We start from the raw sequence: 21,844 nt of genomic DNA, 5'->3' as shown, positions 1-21,844 counted from the left end.
ACATATGAAACAGTTTGTCAAATTGTTCTCGAAAAACTCACTTTTATTGTGGTGGTTGACGATTTTGAATCATCTAGCTTTAATGATTTATATTTATCATAGGATCCCTCTGGACTTTTCGACAGATTTTTCCTTGCAGATGGTTTTATTGCTGATTATTGCTTTAATTGTATTTAGCTATATTTGTAATATTGTGACCTTTCGGTATAGTGAGTTGAAACTTTGGTTGCTCCTGATGATGTTTCTCATTAGCTGGCAATCCATATTTAATCAAGGAGTTGCGAGCACCCTGTTGCACTTTTTTGATATTCTTCATCCGCTCAACTCTTTTTTATTGGTGTATAGTTCTCTGTCTATTATCTTTCTGGGAGAGAAAATAGGAGAAGAACTGTTGAGTGTGTCCTTTGTGTTGACACTAATCACCATTAGTTCATATCTGTTAAGTCCTTCAATTTTTCTATTTCTGTCCTTGTTTGCGTCTTTCTTTTTAAACCTTGTTCCCTTGATTTTACTGATTTTATATCATAAAGAGTTGAAAAGTAAACTCAAGTATCAGAGACGAAATTTGTGGATATTAGCTTTGATATTGCCTCTTTCTTATTTCTTTTTGTATATCAATACGAGGGGCTCAGGAGTGATGAACCTAGTCTGGTATCTAGAAATTCTTGGTATCTTAGCTTTTTTACACTTCAAAACAATTATCAGCTCTCTTCAAAAAAAGGTATCAGAGTTAAAATTGTCCTATATAAAAGCTTTTTCACGCTTGTTTTTACTGGTTATGTTTTTGTTAGTAGGCATTTTCATCATCTTTCGTCTAGATTTAAACACGAGCTTTTTGGTCTTGAATATCATGTTACTATTGTTCGGGATTTGTTCGGAAGAATTGATTCGCCTCTTTCGTTCTGCTGAAATGCTAGATTCTGGGGATTATGTAAAAGTTCTCTTTTTAAAGCGTAACCGTATGGTGAAAAATCTGCTGGCAAATGAAGATACAGAACAACAGTTCTCCGAATTTCTTCACAATGAAATCCTGCAAAATGTTATGGCAATAAAAAATTTCAATAAATATAGTAGCAATCAAGCTTTTGGTGAACAGATCAATCTGGTAACAGAGGAGTTGGTTCAGCGGATTCGTGAGCGGATGGATTATTATCAGCCAATGGTAGAAACAGACGAGCAGTTAGACATCCAGTATCAAGGGCTGATTAATCGGATTGTCAAACGCTATCACGCAGAAAATGAAGTAGTCACACAGTTTCCTGCCCACTTTAGGCTTTTATCTCCTTACGATAAAATTGCCTATCGTCTGGTTGAGGAGTTGGCGACCAATGCCGTTAAGTACGCTAGTGGTGGAAGGATTTCTTTGAAGATTGATGTGCATGATGACGCTATTTTTATCATTTCTGAAAATGACTGTCTTCAAACAGAAAAATCCTTAGGTTATGGCTTGAAAAATATGTCTAATAAAATTAGTGTTTTAGGTGGTCAAATGCAGATTTTTGAAAATAATAAGAAATTTCGTGTAGAAATTACTCTCCCGATTGATAAGGAGTTGTGTTATGAAAATTTTGTTAATTGATGATCATAAATTATTTAGCCAAAGTATCAAGATGATTTTAGAGTTATCGGAAAACATTAAAAAGGTCCAGTTAGTGGATAATTTTTCGACTATTTCGGAGATTGCTTTTAATGACTACGACATTATTTTGATTGACATCAACCTGACGAGTCTGTATCAAGATGATGGGCTGACCTTGGCACAAGAGATTATCGACAATGGTTGTTCTAGTAAGGTTGTGATTTTGACAGGTTACAGTAAAAAAATGTATGAACACCGAGCTAAAGTTATGGGGGCTTATGGCTTTCTGGACAAAAGTATGGACCCAGATGAGTTGGTGAAAAAACTGGAAAAGATTTATCTAGGTGGTAAGGTCTTTTCAGATGAAGTGATGGTAGAGGTGCTAACACCACGAGAAATCGAGATACTAGAACTGGTTAGAAATGGCTTGACCATTGATGATGTCTGTGACAAGGTCTATGTTAGTAAACGTACAGTTTCCAATCACTTGGCCAATATCTTTTCAAAATTGGGAGTGACTAACAGGCAGGAGGCGATTCACATCGCTGAGCAGTTGGGCTATTTTCCACCAGATTAAAAAGTTGCAGAAGATGCAGCTTTTTTAATTTATTTACAAAAATTGCACATATTACTCATTCTAATAAACAGTAAATTTGATAATCTATTAGTAATTAAGGAGGAAATCATTATGTCTATGATATCTGAAAAATGGTTTGTATAAAAAAATTTATCAGACGGATTACTAATTTTGTAAGTTATATTGGCCACCTTCGGGTGGCATTTTTACTTCTGTGATACTTTTTTCAAGCTTTATCTGGTATTCTTGACTTAGTTTTTATAGAAAGAAGGTCTAAGATGTTAAATAAAGTCAAAACTAAAGCCTTAATTAGTGTTGGAACAGTAGCTGCAACTAGCTTTATTCTCATGATGGGATATACTGCTGGTCAACATTCTACTGCTAAACAAAGTCGCAAAGAGATTGAATTGGCTGCAGCTAAACTTGTAGAGGATAAACAAGGAGAAGATAAAGCCAGCATTTTGTCATCAGATACTGTATTAGTACCCCAAATTCAAGAGAAAATTCGTCAGATAGCATCTCCAATAGATGCTGCTTTGGAGGGACGCAATCGACAAAATCCCTTGAGACCAGATTGGGAAGAGGTCAAAGATGAGGTGATGCTTCAGGCCCTTCGAATGAAATTTAGCCAGAATCCAGAAATCGCTGAAGAATTGCTAGCGACAGGAGATGCCATCCTCATCGAACATACGCAAAACGACGCTTACTGGGCTGATGGGGGAGATGGCACTGGGAAGAACAAACTAGGCCTTCTCTTAATGCAAGTGCGGGAAGAGTTGAAAAACTCCACTCTGTAACCTCTCCTCTAGCTATTCCAACTATTTCATGCTAGAATAAAGAAAAACATATTTGGAGGCATTATGAATCAGACAGTGACTTATTTACAGGAATTGACAGCCATTCCTTCACCGACCGGTTTTACACGTGAGATCGCAGACTATTTGGTCAAAACCATTGAAGGCTTTGGGTACGAAGTAACTCGGACTGCTAAGGGTGGTGTGAATGTGACCATTCCTGGTGTGATCACAGACAAGCAACGCTACGTCACAGCCCATGTGGATACCTTGGGGGCTATTGTCCGCGCGGTGAAACCAGATGGCCGCCTCAAGCTGGACCGTATCGGTGGTTTCCCTTGGAATATGATTGAAGGGGAAAATTGTACGGTCCATGTGGCTAATACCGGAAAGACCCATTCGGGTACGATTTTGGTCCATCAGACTTCTTGCCACGTCTACAAGGAGGCGGGGACTGTCGAGCGGACCCAGGACAATATGGAAGTCCGTCTGGATGAAAAAGTAACCAATGAAAAAGAAACTCGTGCCCTTGGCATTGAAGTGGGTGATTTTGTCAGCTTTGATCCCCGAACCATTGTGACAGATACTGGCTTTATCAAATCTCGTCATCTAGATGACAAGGTGAGTGCGGCGATTCTCTTGAATCTTCTGCGCGTGTACAAGGAAGAACAGATCCAATTGCCAGTAACGACCACCTTTGCCTTTTCAGTCTTTGAAGAAGTGGGGCACGGGGCTAATTCTAGTATTCCAGCTGAAGTGATCGAATACTTGGCAGTGGATATGGGGGCTATGGGAGATGACCAAGCGACGGATGAATACACGGTATCCATCTGTGTCAAAGACGCTTCAGGACCATATCACTACGAATTCCGTCAGCATTTGGTAGCCTTGGCAAAAGCCCAAGAAATCCCTTATAAGTTGGATATCTATCCTTTCTATGGATCAGATGCCTCTGCAGCCATGAGCGCAGGAGCAGAAGTCAAACATGCTCTTCTCGGAGCAGGAATCGAATCTAGCCACTCTTATGAGCGGACTCACTTGGATTCTGTAGTAGCAACAGAGCGCATGGTCGATGCCTACCTCAAGAGCGACTTAGTAGATTAAAAATTGGAACTACTCTCCGGAGTAGTTTTTTCTTAAACTAAAACTAAAATTTTCTGAAAATTCCTTTTCTTCTGAAAATCTTTGTGGTATAATCTTAAAATAAACTTAAAATTTCTTAAGGAGTTTTACATGAAAAAAAGAAATGTCATTGCACTTGCGGGAGTTGCCCTCCTTTCAGCAGGTATCCTAGCAGCTTGTTCGGGTGGTTCTAAATCATCTAGCTCAAGCAACGGTCAAAAATTCTCATATGTCTATGAGACGGAGCCAGAAAACCTAAACTATATCACATCTGGTAAAGCAGCAACCCACGATATCACTGGAAACTTGATTGATGGTTTGTTTGAAAATGATAAATACGGGAACTTGATTCCATCTCTTGCAAAAGATTGGACAGTTTCGCAAGATGGCTTGACTTATACTTATAAACTTCGTGACGATGCTAAATGGTATGATTCAGAAGGCGAAGAGTATGCGGATGTAACAGCTAAAGATTTCGTCACAGGGATTAAATATGCGGCTGATAACAAATCAGAAATGCTCTACATCATCCAAGATTCTATCAAAGGCTTGAATGACTACGTCAGTGGTAAAAATAAAGATTTCTCAGCTGTAGGAGTAAAAGCAGTTGATGATCATACCCTTCAAATCACTTTGAACCAACCAGAATCTTACTGGAACTCTAAATTGACTCTTGGGATCACTTTCCCTGTCAACGAAAAATTCGTGAAATCAAAAGGGGATAAATTCGCTCAAGCAAGTGATACTAGCTCCCTTCTTTACAATGGTCCTTACATCTTAAAGAGCTTTACTTCAAAATCTTCTATCGAAATGACCAAGAATGAAAACTACTGGGATAAAGACAAGGTCTACATCTCAGATGTGAAATTGGAATTCTACGATGGACAAGACCAAAGTAAATTGGCTAAATCATTCGGTGAAAATGCTCTTAGCTTGGCCAAACTCTTCCCAACTGGATCTGGTTACTCAGAGCAAGCCAAAGAATTCAAAGACGAAATCACCTACACTCCTCAAGATGCTGCTTCTTATGTTATTGGTACCAACATCGACCGTCAATCTTACAAACACACAGCTAAGAAGACCGATGAAGAAAAACAATCTACTAAGAAAGCTCTCTTGAACAAGGACTTCCGTCAAGCGATCAGCTTTGCCTTCAACCGTGAAGCGTATGCTGCTCAATTGAACGGAAAAGACGGAGCAAGCAAGATCATCCGTAACCTCTACATTCCACCAACATTTGTCCAAGCTAATGGCAAGACCTTTGGTGAAATGGTGAAAACTCAATTGGATACCTACGGAGATGAGTGGAAGTCTACTAAACTAGACGATGGTCAAAATGGTCTCTTCGATGCTAAGAAAGCGAAGGAAGAGTTTGCAAAAGCGAAGACTGCCTTGGAAGCAGAAGGTGTGAAATTCCCAATTCACATCGATATGCCTGTAGACCAAACCACACCATCAAGAGTTCAACGGGTACAATCCTTCAAACAATCAGTTGAAGAAGCACTTGGTAAAGAAAATATCGTCATCGATATCCAAATGCTTTCGAAGGAAGACCTTCAAAATGTGACCCTCTTTGCACCAAATGCGGCTGGCGAAGATTGGGATCTCTCTGATAATGTTGGATGGAGCCCTGACTACCAAGACCCATCAACTTACATGGATATCTTGAAAGCTTCATCTGGTGAAAATACTAAGACTTTCCTTGGATTTGACCCAAGTGAAAACAATGAAGCAGCTAAAAAAGTTGGTCTGTACGACTTTGAAAAGATGATTAAAGATGCTGGTGCAGAAACACAAGACGTCAACAAACGCTATGAAAAATATGCGGCAGCGCAAGCTTGGTTGACAGATAGTGCCCTTGTTATGCCAACTTCTTCATCAACTGGACGTCCATTCTTGACACGTATCGAACCATTCTCAGCTCCATTTGCATGGACTGGTGGTAAAGGAAAAGACCACGTGATCTACAAAGGGATGAAACTCCAAGATAAAGCTGTGACAACTGCTGACTACAACAAAGCCCTTGAAAAATGGCAAAAAGAACAAGCAGAGTCAAACAAAAAAGCACAAGAAGATCTTAAGAAACACGTCAAATAAGGATCGATAACCGAGGCTGATGCCTCGGTTTTTTGTGGATCAGATGAATATCTGTTTGATCTTAAAACGCTTACATAGTATAATGGGAGTGTTGATTACAAAAAGTTAGGAGACTGACATGAAAAAGAAAACAATGGTTTCCATTGTCGCATCAAGTTTATTGATCGCGCCGATGGTCTTGCATCAAGTAGCAGCAGCAGATGAGCAGACAGAAGAGCTAGCCCCATCGACAGAAGTGGTCCATGCTCCATCTACTGAAGCAAGACCGACAACAAGTGACGCAAGTACTGTCACTAGTGAAGAAGCTGCAAGCTCGAATGAGGCATCGCTGGATCGGACGGCAGTTGCAAATCAAGTAGCCCCTGCTACAGAAGAACACACAAGACAAAGTGAGCCTACGGTCCCAGTAGCAACTCCAGCAGCAACAAACAGGGAAGCTGGGCCTCAATCTGCTCCTCCTTCAGAAGCTCCGGCAACAAGTCAGGATTTGGCAAAGGTCACAGGTAGCACCCTTGCAGAGGATCAAGCCTCTAAAGAGTTGACGGTCCAAGATGCTGTTAATGGCTTGCTTCAATGGGCAGCAACAGATCCTAGCCAATTGGGCCAAAGCCAAGCAGATCGCGAACGCTTTGCCAAGAGTTTAGGCTTGATTGAAAAATCAGAAGATCTGACTCGTAAGGTTAGTCAGCCAGAATTGGCCAAGATGTATGAAACAGCTAAGAAACTCTACGATGCCTACCGGGCTGAAAAGAAAAGTCCGCTCTTTTTAAATGGTCGTGCCCAGCCGATTTTCCCTTATACGACGGGAGAAAAAGCAGACCAAGACTACAAATATGAAGACAGCCAAATTGTACGCTTCCCTGTCTATGTCGAAACGGACTACGACACCGACGCAGATGGCAAGCCTGACTTAGTTAAAGCCATTGTTCAACTACCAAAAGCAGTAGCGCAAGGTGATTTTAAGGCAGCCACTATTCTGGAAGCGCGCCCTTACGTAGCGGGGACGCTAGACGAAAACTACGTGACCCTCGAAAGTTTGGGGCTTCCAACAGACGGTAGCTATGATATGAAGAAACTGCACAGCCAACCTGCAAAGAGACAGCCAGTAAGCAGTGAAACAACAGTAGAAGCAGCGAAAAAGGCCAAGGCATCGGATTGGTATTACTACAGTCCCTACGAGTATATTTATGACTACGAAGATCTGAACTGGTATGACTATTTCTTGGTCAGAGGCTATGCCTTTATCTCTAGCGCCGGACTTGGTACCAAGGGATCAGAAGGATTTAACACGACGGGGTCTGATCTCGAAATCAATGCCTTCAAGAATATCATCGAATGGGTCAATGGCAAACGCAAAGCCTACACTGATAAGACTAGCAATGTCGAAATCAAGGCAGACTGGGCAACGGGTAATGTCGCAATGACCGGTCTATCCTGGGCTGGAACTACGACCTTTGGTGTGGCAGCGACAGGCGTAGAAGGATTGAAGACCATCGTTCCGGCAGCAGGAATAGCCTCTTGGTATGATTATTTCAATAGCCAAGGAACCCAGTTTGGTAATGCACCTTATAGTGACCTTTCATGGCTCTCCCTTTACGTTAGCACACGGATGCTGGACCAAGACGACTGGGCAGGAATTTGGCAAAACTATTCCAACTACATCAACCAATTGAACAAGGACCAGTACGCCCATGATCGTAACTACAGTGATGTCTGGAAGGAGCGGGATTATACCCTTCATCCAGAAAATCTCAAGACCAGCGCCTTGATCGTCCATGGCTTGAATGATGACAATGTCAAGACCAAACATTTTGAACTCATGTACGATGCCCTCAAGAAAGCAGGACAAGATGTCAAGCTCTATCTCCACCAAGGAGATCACGTCTATCCAGCGGCTATGTCACGGGGATACGGCATCACTGCCAATGGTCAGGACTTTTATGACCTGCTCAATACCTGGCTGACCCATTACCTTTACGGAGTGGACAATCACGTCGAAAGCTTGCCAGCGGTTCTAGCTCAAAACAACTATGATCCAAGCAAGTGGACCAGCTATGATAACTGGAAGAGCAGTCAACGTCTCTTCTTGAATGCAAGCTCTAAACGGCTAGAAGAAACCATTTCTAGCGATTATGCTGCTGCAGGTGTTGAAATCGCTAACCGTAATGAAACAGTCAGCAAAGCCTCCTCTAAGGCCAATCTGACCTTTGTTTCTGATGTTACTGAGGACACTACGATCAAGGGCCACATCCCCGTTCATTTCAAGGCAGCTCTTGCCAAAGGTCAAGGAAAGAATTTCCAAATCAACGCTCTCTTGGTAGATGTGGCAGATGAGGATTTTGACGTGGTAGGAAATGGTAGCGTCAAGCAAGATAAAACAGCAGACGCTTTCTGGATGGGAAGCAATTTAAGCAACCTATCTGTTGCCGAATACGAAACCATCAAGACCAAGTACAAGGTGATTGCTAAAGGGTGGATCAATCTTGCGAACCCTGAGTCTGGCTACGATTCATCAAGCTCTCGCGCAAGCATCGAGCCTAAAGTGGGAGAATACCACGATTACACCGTTTATCTCCAACCAAATCTCTATACGGTTAAGAAAGGTCACAAGTTAGCGCTTGTTTTCAACACCTATGACCCATCTGATTTAACGGTGGAGCATCCCTATGAAGTAACCTTTAAGACAGATTCTATCCAGGCAGCGATTCCAATTGTCGAAAAGACCCGCGCCCAAAAGGCAGCCTATGTACCAAGTGCAACAGATACAGACTATGCGAATTTACCAGAAGTTGAAGGTGCTGCTCTAGTCGCTCCAGAAGTCCACTACAAGGAAGAATATAGGCTTCCAAGCCCAGAATACTTTGTCCAACCAAGCCAAACTCTTCCTGAAACAGAAGAGCAGATGCAAAGAGAATCAGCAAGACAAGAGCAATCTCGTCTTACACTAGCTGTATCCTATGGCCCTCAATTTGTTTCACAAGGATTGGCAGAAGATCCTCAAGTTGCGACTTCTGCAGTAGGAGGAGAACAAGCAGATCATACGCTTCCTCAAACAGGGAGCAAAGACCATGCTCTGGGTCTCTTAGGTATGATCAGTCTAACAGCTTCTAGCCTCATCTTTTGGCGCAAAAAGAGAGAAGATGCCTAAGGAGTCCCCGTAGCAAATATTTCTAAAATGGCATCATTTAGTGTAAAATAAAAGTAGAAATGCTAAATCAGTAGTCACTACTGAAAAAGGAGGAAATATGGCACACGTAATCACAGATGCAACTTTTGAACAAGAAACCAGCCAAGGCCTTGTCTTGATTGACTTTTGGGCAACTTGGTGCGGTCCATGCCGCATGCAAGCTCCAATCTTGGATCAGTTGGCAGAAGAAGTACATGAAGATGATTTGAAAATCTGTAAGATGGATGTCGATGAAAATCCAAATACAGCGCGTCAATTCGGTATCATGTCGATTCCAACTCTTCTCTTTAAAAAAGATGGACAAGTTGTCAAACAAGTGGCTGGAGTTCATACGAAAGCCCAATTGAAAGAAATCATTGCAGAATTGAGCTAAAAAGAGAGAGTGGGACAGAAATCGGTAATTCGTTAGAATTCGATTTCGTCGTCCCACCTCCGCACAGTTGAGTAGGGCTGTAAAAGCTGATGAAATCAGCGTAGTAGAGCCCACTCAACCACTGCGTCATGCAGTTATTTCTATCAAATATCGAAGGCTGGATAATTTTTCCAGCTTTTTTTGATGCTCTTTATTTCTTTCAAATAGACGCGATACCCATTGACAGCGCTTTCTTATAATGCTAAAATGAAGCTGTATTTCCTATAAAATTTTTACAGGAAAAAATTCTCCTAGGAAGGTGTAGATCCTAGGAGAAAATTACATATAAAGGTTATTGCCCCTCTTTATCTTGGGCTACCCAGACACTGACGGAGCGCTCTGCCACTGGGAATTCAGCAGTACCGTCTTCTTGGACTTGGACGGTTTCGCTACAATTTTCTAGTACATCATAGTAGGTGAGGCCTGCGTAGGATGAGCCGATCTCCATGACTTTTGTAGCAGCTTGGTTATTGGAAATCAAGCAGGCGATTGGTGCTGATTCTTCTGAACCTGAACGTGTCCAACCGATGCAATTAGGATCATCGAAGTAGTCCGTTTCTTCCCCATAGGCCAGATCTTTACGAACCCATAAGAGTCGATCGAGGACCCCTTGGAAACTTTCTTGCGCAAATTGGCCCTCGATACCGTAGTAGTCTCCATAGAAGACACAAGGCAAACCAGCTTCACGAAGTAAGATCAAGGCATAGGCTGCAGGCTTAAACCATTCTTGGATGGTAGATTCCAAGGCTTGCCCTCGTTGGGTATCATGGTTGTCCACAAAGGTTACGGCCTGTTCAGGATGATTGAGCGCTAGTGTTCCGTCAAAAATAGTTCGAAGGTCGAAATTTTCACCTTCTTGACTAGCTCGGAAGAGATTTTGGTGGAGGGCCACATCGATCAAGTCGTATAAGTAGTCAATGCTTTCCAAGTACTCATCGTTGGTTTCTGTGTCCCCATTCCAAAATTCACCAAAGACGTAGAAATCTTCACCATATTTTTTGGTGATATTGTGGATGAAATTCTTCATAAAGAAGGAGTCAATGTGTTTGACTGCATCCAGACGGAAGCCCTCAACCCCTGTTGTTTCGATAAACCATTCAGCCCATTGGTCGAGATTTTCTACAACCTCGGGATGTTTGAAATCGATATCGGCGTACATGAGGTAATCGTAGTTTCCGTTTTCCTTGTCAACCAGATCTCCATGGGCCCAACCTTTGTTGTCCCCTTGGATTTGGTAGATCCCACTTTTATTACGTGAAGCATCGTAGTCCGTACCGGTGAAGTGGTACCAATGCCAGTGGAAGTCATTATAGGCGCCATTTCGGCCATCAAAGGTGAATTTGGTCCATCCTTGAATGGTGAAAGGTTCGGTAAGGATCTTGTTTCGATCCATCGGATCGACCTCAACGACCTCGAATTCTTCTAAGCCATCTGCAGCAGCTTTGTGGTTAAGAACGACATCGGCCATTGGTTGAATCCCTGCATCTTTGAGGGCTTGAATGGCTTGAAGATAATCATCTTTGAAACCATATTTGGTGCGAACCGTTCCTTTTTGATCGAACTCGCCCAAATCAAAGAGGTCATAGACTCCGTACCCAACGTCATTGTTAGAAGTAGCTTTAAAAGCAGGCGGCATCCAGACTTTACGAATACCCAAGTCTGCTAAGTGTTGCGCATCTTCAGCAAGACGCGTCCAGTGGTTCCCATCAGCGGGCAAATACCACTCAAAATATTGCATTAAGGTTTGATTTTCCATTTTTATTTCTTCTTTCATGTGAATGTCCCTATTTTACCAAAAATAGTTGGATGCGACAAACGTTTGCGCTGGAAGCAAGCCCTTTCTGGAAAAGAAATCGCATACATGAAAGAAATGAAGTGAGAATATAAAAAGTAGCATTTTATTTACGTAGAAATATCAGTCTGGTACATTTATTTCTATTCATTTTATAGTTTGATCATATCAAAGGAGGATTGGTTTGAAAGTGAAAACCACCAATAGAGAGAGCATCGAAACGATTTTTACTGAAGCCTTGGCAATCCCGAGCTTTACCAACACTGAGACCGAGCAAGGGATCGAAGCCTACCTGGATCAACGGATTGCCCAGATCCCTTATTTCAAGGAACATCCGGACCATTTTGGGCGCTACCAGGTGCCACAGGATCACTTGCATCGGTCGGTCAATTGGGCCTTGGTCGATAAGGGCAAGAAAAAAACAGTTATCCTTTTCCACCACCATGATACAGTTGATCTAGAAGACTATGGAAATTTGGCAGAGATCGCGCTCGATTCTGATAAAGTAGCAGAAGCTTTGAAAAGACTGGACAGTCGACCTGATATGCAGGAAGATTTAGCTTCTGGGGAATGGAAATTTGGCAGAGGATCTTGCGATATGAAAGCAGCATTGGCCCTTCAATTGGGGGTTCTGGAAGCCTATGCGGCAGATCCCGTGGAAGGTCAGGTCAATCTGCTCTATCTCTCTGTTGGAGATGAGGAATCCTATTCACGTGGGATGCGTGGAGCTTTGGGCCTCCTCACAGATTTGCAGGAGAAGTTTGATCTGAATTATGTATTAGCAGTGGATTCAGAACCCTTTGAATCAGAGGTAGGAAAAGAAAAGGTCCTTCACATTGGCACAGTCGGCAAACTCATGCCGGTCGTTGTGGCACAAGGTGTCTTGTCCCATATGAAGGAGCCCCTTAAAGGGATCAATGCCTTGTCACTCTTAGTGGCCATCGCAAGCCAGCTAGATCTTCATCCCGATCTGGCAGATCAGGCGCTGGGAGAAACGTCTCCCCTTCCTTCTTGGTCCTATCTCAGAGATTTGAAGGACCAGTACGATGTATCGACCGTGCTCTATGCGGCTGGTTATTTCAGTGTTCTGCATTTGAAGAAAACACCCCAAGAGCTCCTACAGCGGATTTATGAGCTTAGTCAGGAGGCCTTGGATGCCTTTTACAAGAAGTATGAGCACTTGCAGGATCAGGCTGGCCAAGACCATATGATTGCAAGGCCAAGAGTCATCACCTATCAAGAACTAGAGGAACGATGCCAAGCCATAGAAGGTTACCAAGCCTTTAGGGAAGCTTCTAACCAAAAAGCGGAATACGATTTTCGTAATGGGACCAGCTACCAGAGCCTTGCAATCCAGCAAATCCAGCGACTCCTAGAGTTTCTCGGAGATAAGGATCCCATGGTGGTTATTGGTTTTGCGCCCCCCTATTATCCTTCCATGAACTGCCGCTTTTTGGACAATACCGATCTCAATATCGTGTCCCTCATCACTGATTACCGCGAGTATCTGGACACAAGAGGTTACCTCTTAAAAGTCGAAGAATACTTTATGGGGATTAACGACACCAGTTATTGTGCCTTGGAAAAGGATGTGGCCTCTTATCAAGTCGTCTTGGATAGCCTAGCCACACCAGCCCAGGTCTATGATCTGGATCTGGAAAAAATTGCCCAAATTCAGGTTCCAGCGGTCAATCTAGGCCCTTGGGGCAAAGAATTGCATAAGCGAGGAGAGCGGGTCTACAAAGAAGACTTCTTAGAGACCATTCCAAACTATCTGCTAGAATTGCTCTACCATTTCGATGATCGCTTATCAACAGAATAAGAAAAAACGGTCCCAATGAGGATCCATTAGGGAGTTAACATGATTACATTTCACGGAGTTACCAAAGATTACGATGGGCACATTGCCCTCAACCACTTGGATCTGACCATCGAAGATGGACAAATTGTCGGCTTGATTGGCCACAACGGAGCTGGAAAGTCAACGACGATTAAGAGCCTGGTCAGTGTCATCACCCCAACTACTGGATCAATTGAAGTGGATGGTCAGGACCTCTATAGCCATCGGCTGGCGATCAAAAAGAAGATCGGTTATGTAGCGGATTCACCAGATCTTTTCTTGCGCCTCACAGCCAATGAATTCTGGGAGTTGGTTGCGACCTCTTATGATATGAGTCAGAAAGACTGTGATCAACGCTTGGAAGAGCTTCTTACGATCTTTGATTTTCAGAGCCACCGCTATGAAGTGATTGAATCCTTTTCACATGGGATGCGCCAGAAGGTCTTTGTCATTGCAGCCCTCTTGTCGGATCCAGATATCTGGGTCTTGGACGAACCCATGACCGGTTTGGATCCACAGGCTTCTTACGATTTAAAACAAATGATGCGCCAACATGCGGATCGCGGCAAGACGGTTATTTTCTCTACCCACGTATTAGAAGTGGCCGAACAACTCTGTGATAAAATTGCTATTCTGAAAAAGGGAAATCTCATCTTCTATGGGACGATCGAGGAATTGAAGGGCCAACATCCCGAACAAAGTCTGGAAAGTATCTATCTCAGCCTAGCGGGGCGGAAGGAAGAAGGTGGCGATCATGCGTCTTAAGATCATCCAACAGCTGGTCAATGTCAATATCATCTATGCTAGTCAGCCGGCCCAGATCGCAAAATTACGCGCCAAACAGGCTAAAAAACCGGACGTCAAACTCAATGTTGCCCGCAGATCGGTGCTCAACTACCTCTTTTTAGGATTGGTCTATTTCCTCATATTTGGCTTGCTCTTTAGTATCTATGATTTTGTCCATCAGCCAGCCTTCTTTGTCAATATGGTGGCCCTCTTTTCCTTGATGACCATTTCCCAAGGCTTTATGAGTTTTTACAATGTCTTTTATGAAAGCAAGGACCTCCAGTTTTACCGGCCCTATGCTTTCTCAGATGCGGAAGTCATTGCTGGAAAAAGTATCTCGGTCATCCTGACCCTTCTCATGGCTATCCTTCCATTGATCAGCTATTTTTTGATCCTGCCTGTCCAAGCAGGCGGCTGCAATCCGTTAGGGATCCTGCTAGGCCTCTTTTGTGCCGTGATTCTCTTAGGCGTTCTCTTTTTAGCGACGATTTTACTAGCTCATTTGATCACTAAGACCCTTTTTTTCAAAAAACACACGACCCTGGTCTCCAACATCATGGTCGGAATTGGTTCTCTTCTGAGCCTAGGAGCTTATCTCTATCTGAATCTAGTCCAAACCCATCGGGTAGAGGTGTCGGGTGGAGCGGATATTCCCATTCTATTTCCACCTTTTACAGCCTTTCATCAGTTTATCCTCCATCCTTTTGATGGTGGAGCGATCCTTGGCCTTCTGGGCTGGATAGCGGTGCTTTTGGTCTTGATCGGCCTGGTTCGCAAAATCGTGATCCCACAATTCTATGATGCAGCCCTTGCGGTTGCGACCAACCAAACCGTCAAAGAGCGCGTGAAAGCCATCCATGTGGGCCAGAAAGACTCCTTTAGACAGTTTGTCATTCAGTATCATCGCAGACTCTTGAGCGATGGAACCCTTATGGTGCAAGTCCTATTGATGATGAGTATTCTGCCATATATTTTCCTCCTCAGTGGAGCAGCAGGAGCATCAAAAAATATAGGAGGCCTCAGTCCTTACTTGACACCCCAGTATCTGGTACCACTGACCCTTGTTGCCATCTTGATCGGTGTTTTCAATAGTTTTGGAGGCTTGACCAGTATCGGTATTTCGCTAGAGCGCGAAAACTTTGAATACTTGAGATCCCTCCCTGTTGATTTCAAACGCTATCTCTTTATGAAGTTTTGGTTGCTCTATCTGGTGCAATCCATCCTTCCTGTCATTCTTCTAGTTGGCGTTTGTCTCTATTTTGGCGTCCATCCCTTGGCTATCCTTGCCATGTTACTGATCTGGATCGTAACCACCATTCCGATCTGCATTCGAGACTATGTCAAAGATTTTCAGAACTTTAGCACCAATTGGACCAATATCACGGAGTTGATGACTCGTCATCGTGGGAATGCAGTCCTTCAGTCTATTCTCTTGATTGTCTTTATCTTTGTGATGTTTCTTTTGATTATTGTCAGCTTCATTTGGACCTATCATTCCGTCAGCACCCTGCTGGCTGTGATCCTTTATAGTGTCATCCTGTTAATTGGAGCAGGCATCAGCTACACCATCTACCGCAAAAAAATCCGTACCCTCTACCAAGAGATCGGAGAATAAAAAAAGAGAGTGGGACAGAAATCGGTCATTCGTTAGAATTCGATTTCGTCGTCCCACCTTCGCACAGTTGAGTAGGGCTGTAAAAGCTGATGAAATCAGCTTAGTAGAGCCCACTCAACCACTGCGTCTTGCTCGACAATCCAAAAACAAATGAGAGGCTAGGACTTTTGTCCTAGCCTATTTTTAGTGGTAACTTAAATTTCATAGCCCATGAGGAGACCGCCTTCTTCGGCGTAGAAACTACAAAGTCCAGAAGTAGGAAGGACTTCAATCATTGCATGGGCAAATTTTTCTCGAACCAATGCGGAGAATTGCTCGATAAATTTTTCATTGTTGCGGTGAGCAATGGTGATATGACCGCCAGCATAACCCGCCTTGATTAGTTCATCAAAAGCCGCCTTGATCGCTTTCTTTTGGCCACGAGCTTTTTGAAGCAACTCAAGAGTACCGGTCTTACTAGCTTCGCCGACCATACGGATATTGAGGAGTCCGACAACAGTTCCGATCAATTTGCTGAGACGCCCATTTTTGACCAGATTATCAACCTTGGCCAAAACAAAGAGCAACTTCGTCTTAGACTGGTAGGTCGTGATCACATCGACCACTTGATCAAAATCGAGGCCTTCAGCGACCAACTGATTGAGCTTGCGAACGATTAGGTCCACCTCACCCCCAGCTGACAAGCTATTAATGACGTGGATATTGGTATTCGGATGCTCTTCTAGATAAATCTTCTTAGCTACCTCAGCACTATTGTAGCTACCTGAAAGGGTTCCAGTGATGGTCACAACGACGATATTTTCAGCTCCTTCAAAGGACTTCATATAATCATCTGGACTTGGACAGGCAGACTTAGAAGCTGTCGTAGTCGCATACATCTCTTCCATCATCTGATCGATATTGAGTTGGGCGTCATCTGTATAGATGGTCTCTCCCACTTGGATGGTCAATGGGACACTGACAAACTCCGTATCCGGTGCCAGATTGTCCAAAGAGCGGTAGTCACAGCCTGAATCCGCAATAATTTTCCATTTCATCAGTTCATACCTCATAATTGTATAAAAATGTACATTGACAAGTAGTATGTCTTCTTTTACAATTATATCATGAAGTACAATGCTATCCAAGCAGATATCATCAGGTGAGACAGATAGAAAGTAAATGTTATGGCAGAAAGAAAAATATCCGAGAAATCCTTGGAAAATCTCAAACGATTTAACCGAGAAAACAATGCGATTACACGAGAATCCATCGAAATCTCTCTCCTGCAATTGTTGGAGAAAAAAGATCTGAAAAAGATCACCATCTCTGAGCTGGTTCAGCGTGCGGGTGTCTCTCGCGCAGCCTTTTACCGTAATTATGACTCCAAAGAAGAGATTCTAGAGTCCATCTTTCAGTCTAGTATCGCAAAGATTACCAAGTCTTTAGATGGCTACAACCTCAAGACAGATCTCTACCAAGTCTGGGTCTACCTCTTTAAGGAAGTCAAGAAAGAAGCCAAAATCATTAGCTTGGCCATTGATTATAATTTTGAGCGACTCTTGACCAAGGCAGTCTATGACTTTTTAGAAAAAAGAAATGGCAGCTCCTCGAATGGCGCTGGCAGCTACCTCAATTCCTTCTGGAGCTCAGCCATTGTCTCTGTCATCTCCAAATGGATCAAGGATGGCATGAAGATCCCCGCCGAGAAGATCGCGACCCTTGGACTCCCTCTCTTCCCACAAAAGAAGAAGTAATCACCACCGAGAGGTGTCAACTTCAAGATAAACTTCTCTTAGAAACTTTCCTTAGGTGAGTACGGACGTCAGCGAACTTCTTCGAAGTTCCAAGACTAATTATTGAGCCTAAGGTCTCAATAATTCCGAGTGCCTGTAACGTTATTGTTTCAGGCACTTTTCTCACGGCGGAAAGTTTCAGTGTATGTTTGAATGAGCCACATAGTATAGTTTATTTTATTTCCTTCGGCATCACTTAGGTTGTTTTATGAAAAAAAGTTTGTTGATATACTAACCACCTAGAGGTGGTTTTTTTCTTGCAACTATTTCCAACTAGTGTGGAAGTTGCCTCAGTCGCAAAATTTCGGTATGATGGTAGGAGTTAACTACGAGTGTGGAGGTTGAAATGAAACGAGTGAATAAGAAAGTAGTAGGAGTGCTAGTCCTTTTAGTAAGTATAGGCTCTTTCTACATGTGGAAGCAAGTTCAAAAGCATGGAAAAACGAGTCAGCAAGAAACCAAGCAGAAATATATTGATGCGAAAACCGAGAAACCTACAATTCATCTTTTTGATGACAATAAATTTGTATTTGTTGCGCAAAAAGATGGTTTAGGAGGTATTGCATTTGGTCAAGATTATATTTCTGTTTTGGATGTCCATCAAAAACAGATTAATGAAAGTATGATTGATAGAGAGAAAAATGGCTCACCTAAAATTGCAAAAGACGAGTATTTTAATATTATTTCTTATGATTTGAATGCTTCTGGCTTTCCAAGTAAAAAGACAGAAGTATATCAATTATTAGGGAAAAAAGAGTATCGAGGCGCGTACGATATCAGTCTGTATTATGCAGATAACAAGGATTACATACCGGTAACTTTGTATAAAGTTGGAAATAATGAAAGTAGAAAAATCATAGTTGATATTACAAACCAAAAAATTGAAGACCTTGAAAATTTTGAGGATTATGGTAAATCAACTTTCTCTGCCGCTGAGCAGGAAATGTCAAAGGGGAATGTGTATAATAACATTCGACAAGCTATGAAAGAAAAGTACCATTTGAAATTCACAGCTGGCTATATTGATACCTTACTTTCAAAAGAAGATCGTGAAAAGATAGATATCTCCAATACAAATTTTGCCCAAGACTATCCGGAAATGGCTAAGGATATAAAGGATTTAGCTCGTTTATATATGAGACCTAAACAGTACTCAACCAAAGAGTGGTTTGATACAGTTCTTCATTGGTTTGCACCAAAGGGGCAGAACGTGTTAGAGGTCTATGCGACGGATCAAAAGACCGGTGAGAAAACACAAATAAAATCCTACGATGAACTGCAGGCTTGGTCTGCTAATCATCCAGAGTAGAAAGGGTAAGAAATATTATGAAAAGAAAAAGTGTTCTAGTAACACTAGTACTAGTAACTGTGTTGCTGATTTGGACGATTGTCAGTCAGAGTTCTTCTCAAAGCAAAATCAAATGAGTTTGATATGAGGTTGATAGGATACACGTCATATCTCAATAACAACAAAGGAGATTTATGGTAAAAGATTATAAAGAATTAAGAAAACGCTACAATATTCCAGTGATCGTCCTATTGGTCATTCTAGCCCTACCATTTTTATATGCAGTGCAAGTGACCCAAAGTAAAAGTATTGCGACCATTTGTTTTTTGATTTACTTAATGATTGAGCTGGTTCTAGTTATCATGAAAGATACTCTTTTAATTAAAAAGTTGAATAGTCTTATCTATAAGGACATAAATCTTGACTTGATGGCAAGCTATATTCTGAACCAAAAAAGAAAGAGTATCAAAACTATTAAAGCGCGTGTACAGGTTGCCACTATTTTCTATTTCTATAGGATTGGTGACTTTGGATCCATTGAAGCAGTTGTAGACGAACTCAAAAAGATTCAAAAGTTTACAGATGTTGAACAAGTAAAATTAAACGAAATTCTATTGAATGCAAACTTATTTTCTAGAACTGATTTGAAGGAAGATGAGTTTGAGGAATTACTCTCTGACTATTTAGCAGATGTTGAACCACTCAAGATGGCATATAGAGCTCGCTATGATATACTGGTCAAAAAAGAGCCCAATGAAGCCGTTCTAAAGGAAGTGACGAACAACAAGTTCTCACAATTGGAATCTATGTATCTGAAGGCAGTCAATGAGTCCCTCAAAGGAAATAGAAATGAGGCAATGGAGCTATTTCGTACCATTGCGAAAGAAGATGAGAGATTGTATCTGGTCTGAATGGCTCAGGCCTATCTAGATAGTGAAAATTCAGGAGAAAAGAGTGTTTCGCTTGATGCAAGACAAGAAGAAGTCACCTTGAAATTATTGCGAATGAAGCTGGTAGAAGTAAAACCAGCTAAATCAACTAAATCTACAAAAGGACTCGCTTTTTTCAAAGGTTGGAAAATCGCTTTACTGTTAATCCCGCCATTTTTATTGTATGCGATGGTCTTAGTTGTAGTAGCAGTTATCAAAAAAATAGGGTCATTCGTTCTCTCGAAATCTGGAAAATAGGTGAGAACAGCTTTAAGGTGGGAAATTCCCTAGAAAATGATAGGATGGGTAAATGATTCATTTAAAATTTAGAAATTCCAATACCTTAGCTTATAGTATTGTCGAGATTGATAATAAGAAATATTTATTAGACTTAGCTTCGATAAGAGGAAGAAGGTTTTTGATAGGCTTACTTCCTAAAGAAATTATCTTTGATATGATAGAATTGGATCCATTTAATAATTCATTTGAAATTAAGTCTAGAACAAGCTTGACTTCGACTACTATAGCTATTATGGTGCAACCTCTTGTAGCTATTTTATATAGAATTTTAAAATCTATTTTTATCAGTGCAGGTCTTAATCAACAGATATTTATGAAGATAGCTCTATTTGTTTTCTCTATGGTCCTCGCCTATTTAGGAGTTATTTTCTATGAAAAATCAGCTCGAAGAAAAGCAGCATTACTAATACCGAATAATTGTAAACGTTTCAAGTTAGTCTTTAAACCAAATGGTAAAAGGCTTCCGGTTCTGATTATTGGTATAGTGTTGAATCTTATATGCTTAATACTTTTTTTGCTTGATACAAGTGGGTCAGAAGTAGCACTCATAGTTGTGAATGGCTTGATATCTTTATTCTTCTTTTTTATAGCAAGAATGCCGACCATATCTTCCGTTTATAAAAATCGAGAATTATTAATCGTCAAAATGGAAGAAATTGAACCGATTGTGGCTTACAAATGAATGACTAGAAAAACTCATTTTTTCCATTAACTAACTTATAAAATAAACATAAAATCTCCTAGAAAGGATCTATTTAAATCGTGAAAATGACAAAGAAAAAAATGATGCTATCCTTACTGGTTTTGCTCTCGCTCATTGGTGGGATTTGGCTCTATATACGCTTTTCAACTGAGAGTTATTACAAGCAATTTCAGGAATATAGTGGAAAAGCCAAAATTGATGACTATGAGATGATTGCGGATGGTGCAGGCATTATTACTTACTGGAAATCAACCGATCCCAAGGAAGACCGGTTGATGAGGGCATATGGGTCTTATTATTATTTTGATCCTGTCAGAGTCGGTTCAAAGCATATTTTGCATATGAATATGAAATTGAGAGAGGATCTGTACTTTCAGGAAAAACATCCATCTAAGGATGAATATTGGACTGTTAGTGTCTACAAGGTTGATGGAGAACGATTAAAAGAAGAGAAAGAGATTGATTTGTTTAAAGTTGTTGAACAGTTCGATCCGGATTATATTCCTACTGAATTAGGCTCAGTGTATTCATGGAATGGACGTGAGTTAGTTTCCTTACAAATTCGCAGTACAAAAGATAACTCAGTTCGAAAAATGATGTACTTGAATCTAGACACTCGTAAACTGGAACGAAATGAAACCTTGGAAAATGATCACCAAAGAAAACCGGTTCCGGCTTTCAATGCACGACTTGATCGTGAGAAGAGCAGTATTGAAGAATTGAAATTTTTTAAAAATTGGTTTTCGATTGATCCCAAGGATCTCTCAAAAACGCAATTTAAGAAGTCTTCGAAGGCCTATAAACTCTTAAATCAAAAAGATACCAAAGTCATAGTAATAAAACCCCAGAATAGTGCGGATCAATATGCAAGAAGTATTGCTGTATTTGAACTCTTTATGAAGAAAGGTGTGAATCTCTATCAAGATGTCACAATTCCAGCTGAGGTATCTAAAGATGGACAAGTCCATACCACACAGACTAAAGAAGAATTTGATCGGTATTACGATTTAGAAAAGGCACGTAAAGTCTACCTTGAGATTGATTGAAG

17 protein-coding genes and 1 pseudogene are annotated in these 21,844 nt (G+C 41.5%); 16 read left to right on the top strand and 2 right to left on the bottom strand.

Annotation, left to right across the window (positions count from 1 at the left end; all coding sequences use genetic code 11):
• Nucleotides 1-4: 4 nt before the first annotated feature.
• From WKT08_RS01795 to trxA, 7 genes and pseudogenes are all read left to right on the top strand, one after another.
• Complete coding sequence (locus WKT08_RS01795) at nucleotides 5-1,579, top strand: ATP-binding protein (RefSeq protein WP_049488342.1); 1,575 nt, start codon at nucleotides 5-7, stop codon at nucleotides 1,577-1,579.
• Nucleotides 1,560-2,156, top strand: a complete 597-nt coding sequence (locus WKT08_RS01790) for a response regulator transcription factor (RefSeq protein ID WP_000698198.1) — start codon at nucleotides 1,560-1,562, stop codon at nucleotides 2,154-2,156. The genes WKT08_RS01795 and WKT08_RS01790 overlap by 20 nt, the downstream gene beginning before the upstream one ends.
• A 278-nt stretch (nucleotides 2,157-2,434) precedes the next feature.
• Nucleotides 2,435-2,926: pseudogene (locus WKT08_RS01785) on the top strand (NADAR family protein); the annotation flags it as partial.
• A gap of 90 nt (nucleotides 2,927-3,016) precedes the next feature.
• Nucleotides 3,017-4,054, top strand: a complete 1,038-nt coding sequence (locus WKT08_RS01780; protein WP_340279664.1) for a M42 family metallopeptidase — start codon at nucleotides 3,017-3,019, stop codon at nucleotides 4,052-4,054.
• Nucleotides 4,055-4,183: 129 nt separating this feature from the next.
• Nucleotides 4,184-6,169: a peptide ABC transporter substrate-binding protein gene (locus WKT08_RS01775; RefSeq protein WP_023918412.1), complete on the top strand. Its 1,986-nt coding sequence runs from the start codon at nucleotides 4,184-4,186 to the stop codon at nucleotides 6,167-6,169.
• 118 nt (nucleotides 6,170-6,287) lie between these two features.
• Nucleotides 6,288-9,317: a CocE/NonD family hydrolase gene (locus WKT08_RS01770; RefSeq protein ID WP_340279663.1), complete on the top strand. Its 3,030-nt coding sequence runs from the start codon at nucleotides 6,288-6,290 to the stop codon at nucleotides 9,315-9,317.
• A 97-nt stretch (nucleotides 9,318-9,414) separates the two neighbouring features.
• Nucleotides 9,415-9,729: a thioredoxin gene (gene trxA, locus WKT08_RS01765; protein WP_003002728.1), complete on the top strand. Its 315-nt coding sequence runs from the start codon at nucleotides 9,415-9,417 to the stop codon at nucleotides 9,727-9,729.
• 331 nt (nucleotides 9,730-10,060) lie between these two features.
• Here trxA and WKT08_RS01760 read toward each other — a convergent pair whose 3' ends face one another.
• Nucleotides 10,061-11,542 carry an alpha-amylase gene (locus WKT08_RS01760; protein ID WP_118095313.1) on the bottom strand — a complete coding sequence of 494 codons (1,482 nt, stop codon included), beginning with the start codon at nucleotides 11,540-11,542 and terminating at the stop codon, nucleotides 10,061-10,063.
• 208 nt (nucleotides 11,543-11,750) lie between these two features.
• Between WKT08_RS01760 and WKT08_RS01755 the strand changes: the two genes are divergently transcribed.
• The 3 genes from WKT08_RS01755 to WKT08_RS01745 are packed head-to-tail and all read left to right on the top strand — an operon-like array spanning nucleotide 11,751 to nucleotide 15,801.
• Entirely contained in the window at nucleotides 11,751-13,382 is a 1,632-nt protein-coding gene (locus tag WKT08_RS01755; protein ID WP_340280088.1) for a M20/M25/M40 family metallo-hydrolase, read from the top strand.
• A 39-nt stretch (nucleotides 13,383-13,421) separates the two neighbouring features.
• Nucleotides 13,422-14,165 (top strand): ABC transporter ATP-binding protein, encoded by a 744-nt coding sequence (locus WKT08_RS01750; protein ID WP_014713507.1) that lies wholly within the window; start codon nucleotides 13,422-13,424, stop codon nucleotides 14,163-14,165.
• Nucleotides 14,155-15,801, top strand: coding sequence for a hypothetical protein (locus WKT08_RS01745; RefSeq protein WP_340279662.1), 1,647 nt, complete (start codon nucleotides 14,155-14,157; stop codon nucleotides 15,799-15,801). Before WKT08_RS01750 ends, WKT08_RS01745 begins: the two co-directional genes overlap by 11 nt.
• 194 nt (nucleotides 15,802-15,995) lie before the next feature.
• On the opposite strand, the gene WKT08_RS01740 is transcribed toward WKT08_RS01745, so the two are convergent.
• Entirely contained in the window at nucleotides 15,996-16,838 is an 843-nt protein-coding gene (locus WKT08_RS01740) for a DegV family protein (protein ID WP_021153425.1), read from the bottom strand.
• A gap of 129 nt (nucleotides 16,839-16,967) precedes the next feature.
• Between WKT08_RS01740 and WKT08_RS01735 the strand changes: the two genes are divergently transcribed.
• From WKT08_RS01735 to WKT08_RS01710, 6 genes are all read left to right on the top strand, one after another.
• Nucleotides 16,968-17,537, top strand: coding sequence for a TetR/AcrR family transcriptional regulator (locus tag WKT08_RS01735; RefSeq protein ID WP_003010925.1), 570 nt, complete (start codon nucleotides 16,968-16,970; stop codon nucleotides 17,535-17,537).
• 385 nt (nucleotides 17,538-17,922) lie between these two features.
• Entirely contained in the window at nucleotides 17,923-18,885 is a 963-nt protein-coding gene (locus WKT08_RS01730) for a hypothetical protein (protein WP_340279661.1), read from the top strand.
• Between the two features lie 173 nt (nucleotides 18,886-19,058).
• The gene (locus tag WKT08_RS01725) at nucleotides 19,059-19,775 is read left to right on the top strand and encodes a hypothetical protein (protein ID WP_340279660.1); all 717 of its coding nucleotides are present in this window, start codon (nucleotides 19,059-19,061) and stop codon (nucleotides 19,773-19,775) included.
• On the top strand, nucleotides 19,776-20,051 hold the full coding sequence (locus tag WKT08_RS01720) for a hypothetical protein (RefSeq protein ID WP_340279659.1): 276 nt from the start codon (nucleotides 19,776-19,778) through the stop codon (nucleotides 20,049-20,051).
• A gap of 52 nt (nucleotides 20,052-20,103) precedes the next feature.
• Nucleotides 20,104-20,775 carry a DUF443 domain-containing protein gene (locus tag WKT08_RS01715; RefSeq protein WP_340279658.1) on the top strand — a complete coding sequence of 224 codons (672 nt, stop codon included), beginning with the start codon at nucleotides 20,104-20,106 and terminating at the stop codon, nucleotides 20,773-20,775.
• A 101-nt stretch (nucleotides 20,776-20,876) separates the two neighbouring features.
• Nucleotides 20,877-21,842 carry a hypothetical protein gene (locus WKT08_RS01710; RefSeq protein WP_340279657.1) on the top strand — a complete coding sequence of 322 codons (966 nt, stop codon included), beginning with the start codon at nucleotides 20,877-20,879 and terminating at the stop codon, nucleotides 21,840-21,842.
• Nucleotides 21,843-21,844: the final 2 nt, after the last annotated feature.

It is taken from the genome of Streptococcus sp. HCA-5024 (assembly GCF_037890265.1).
Lineage (GTDB): Bacteria > Bacillota > Bacilli > Lactobacillales > Streptococcaceae > Streptococcus > Streptococcus lingualis.
This window is presented reverse-complemented; position numbering and strand designations above follow the sequence as displayed.

Coding starts and splice junctions, on each gene's coding strand:
- WKT08_RS01725 (WP_340279660.1), top strand. CDS start 19,059: ATGGTAAAAGATTATAAAGAATTAAGAAAACGCTACAATATTCCAGTG.
- trxA (WP_003002728.1), top strand. CDS start 9,415: ATGGCACACGTAATCACAGATGCAACTTTTGAACAAGAAACCAGCCAA.
- WKT08_RS01745 (WP_340279662.1), top strand. CDS start 14,155: ATGCGTCTTAAGATCATCCAACAGCTGGTCAATGTCAATATCATCTAT.
- WKT08_RS01720 (WP_340279659.1), top strand. CDS start 19,776: ATGGCTCAGGCCTATCTAGATAGTGAAAATTCAGGAGAAAAGAGTGTT.
- WKT08_RS01775 (WP_023918412.1), top strand. CDS start 4,184: ATGAAAAAAAGAAATGTCATTGCACTTGCGGGAGTTGCCCTCCTTTCA.
- WKT08_RS01740 (WP_021153425.1), bottom strand. CDS start 16,838: ATGAAATGGAAAATTATTGCGGATTCAGGCTGTGACTACCGCTCTTTG.
- WKT08_RS01760 (WP_118095313.1), bottom strand. CDS start 11,542: ATGAAAGAAGAAATAAAAATGGAAAATCAAACCTTAATGCAATATTTT.
- WKT08_RS01770 (WP_340279663.1), top strand. CDS start 6,288: ATGAAAAAGAAAACAATGGTTTCCATTGTCGCATCAAGTTTATTGATC.
- WKT08_RS01790 (WP_000698198.1), top strand. CDS start 1,560: ATGAAAATTTTGTTAATTGATGATCATAAATTATTTAGCCAAAGTATC.
- WKT08_RS01735 (WP_003010925.1), top strand. CDS start 16,968: ATGGCAGAAAGAAAAATATCCGAGAAATCCTTGGAAAATCTCAAACGA.
- WKT08_RS01730 (WP_340279661.1), top strand. CDS start 17,923: ATGAAACGAGTGAATAAGAAAGTAGTAGGAGTGCTAGTCCTTTTAGTA.
- WKT08_RS01715 (WP_340279658.1), top strand. CDS start 20,104: ATGATTCATTTAAAATTTAGAAATTCCAATACCTTAGCTTATAGTATT.
- WKT08_RS01780 (WP_340279664.1), top strand. CDS start 3,017: ATGAATCAGACAGTGACTTATTTACAGGAATTGACAGCCATTCCTTCA.
- WKT08_RS01750 (WP_014713507.1), top strand. CDS start 13,422: ATGATTACATTTCACGGAGTTACCAAAGATTACGATGGGCACATTGCC.
- WKT08_RS01710 (WP_340279657.1), top strand. CDS start 20,877: ATGATGCTATCCTTACTGGTTTTGCTCTCGCTCATTGGTGGGATTTGG.
- WKT08_RS01795 (WP_049488342.1), top strand. CDS start 5: ATGAAACAGTTTGTCAAATTGTTCTCGAAAAACTCACTTTTATTGTGG.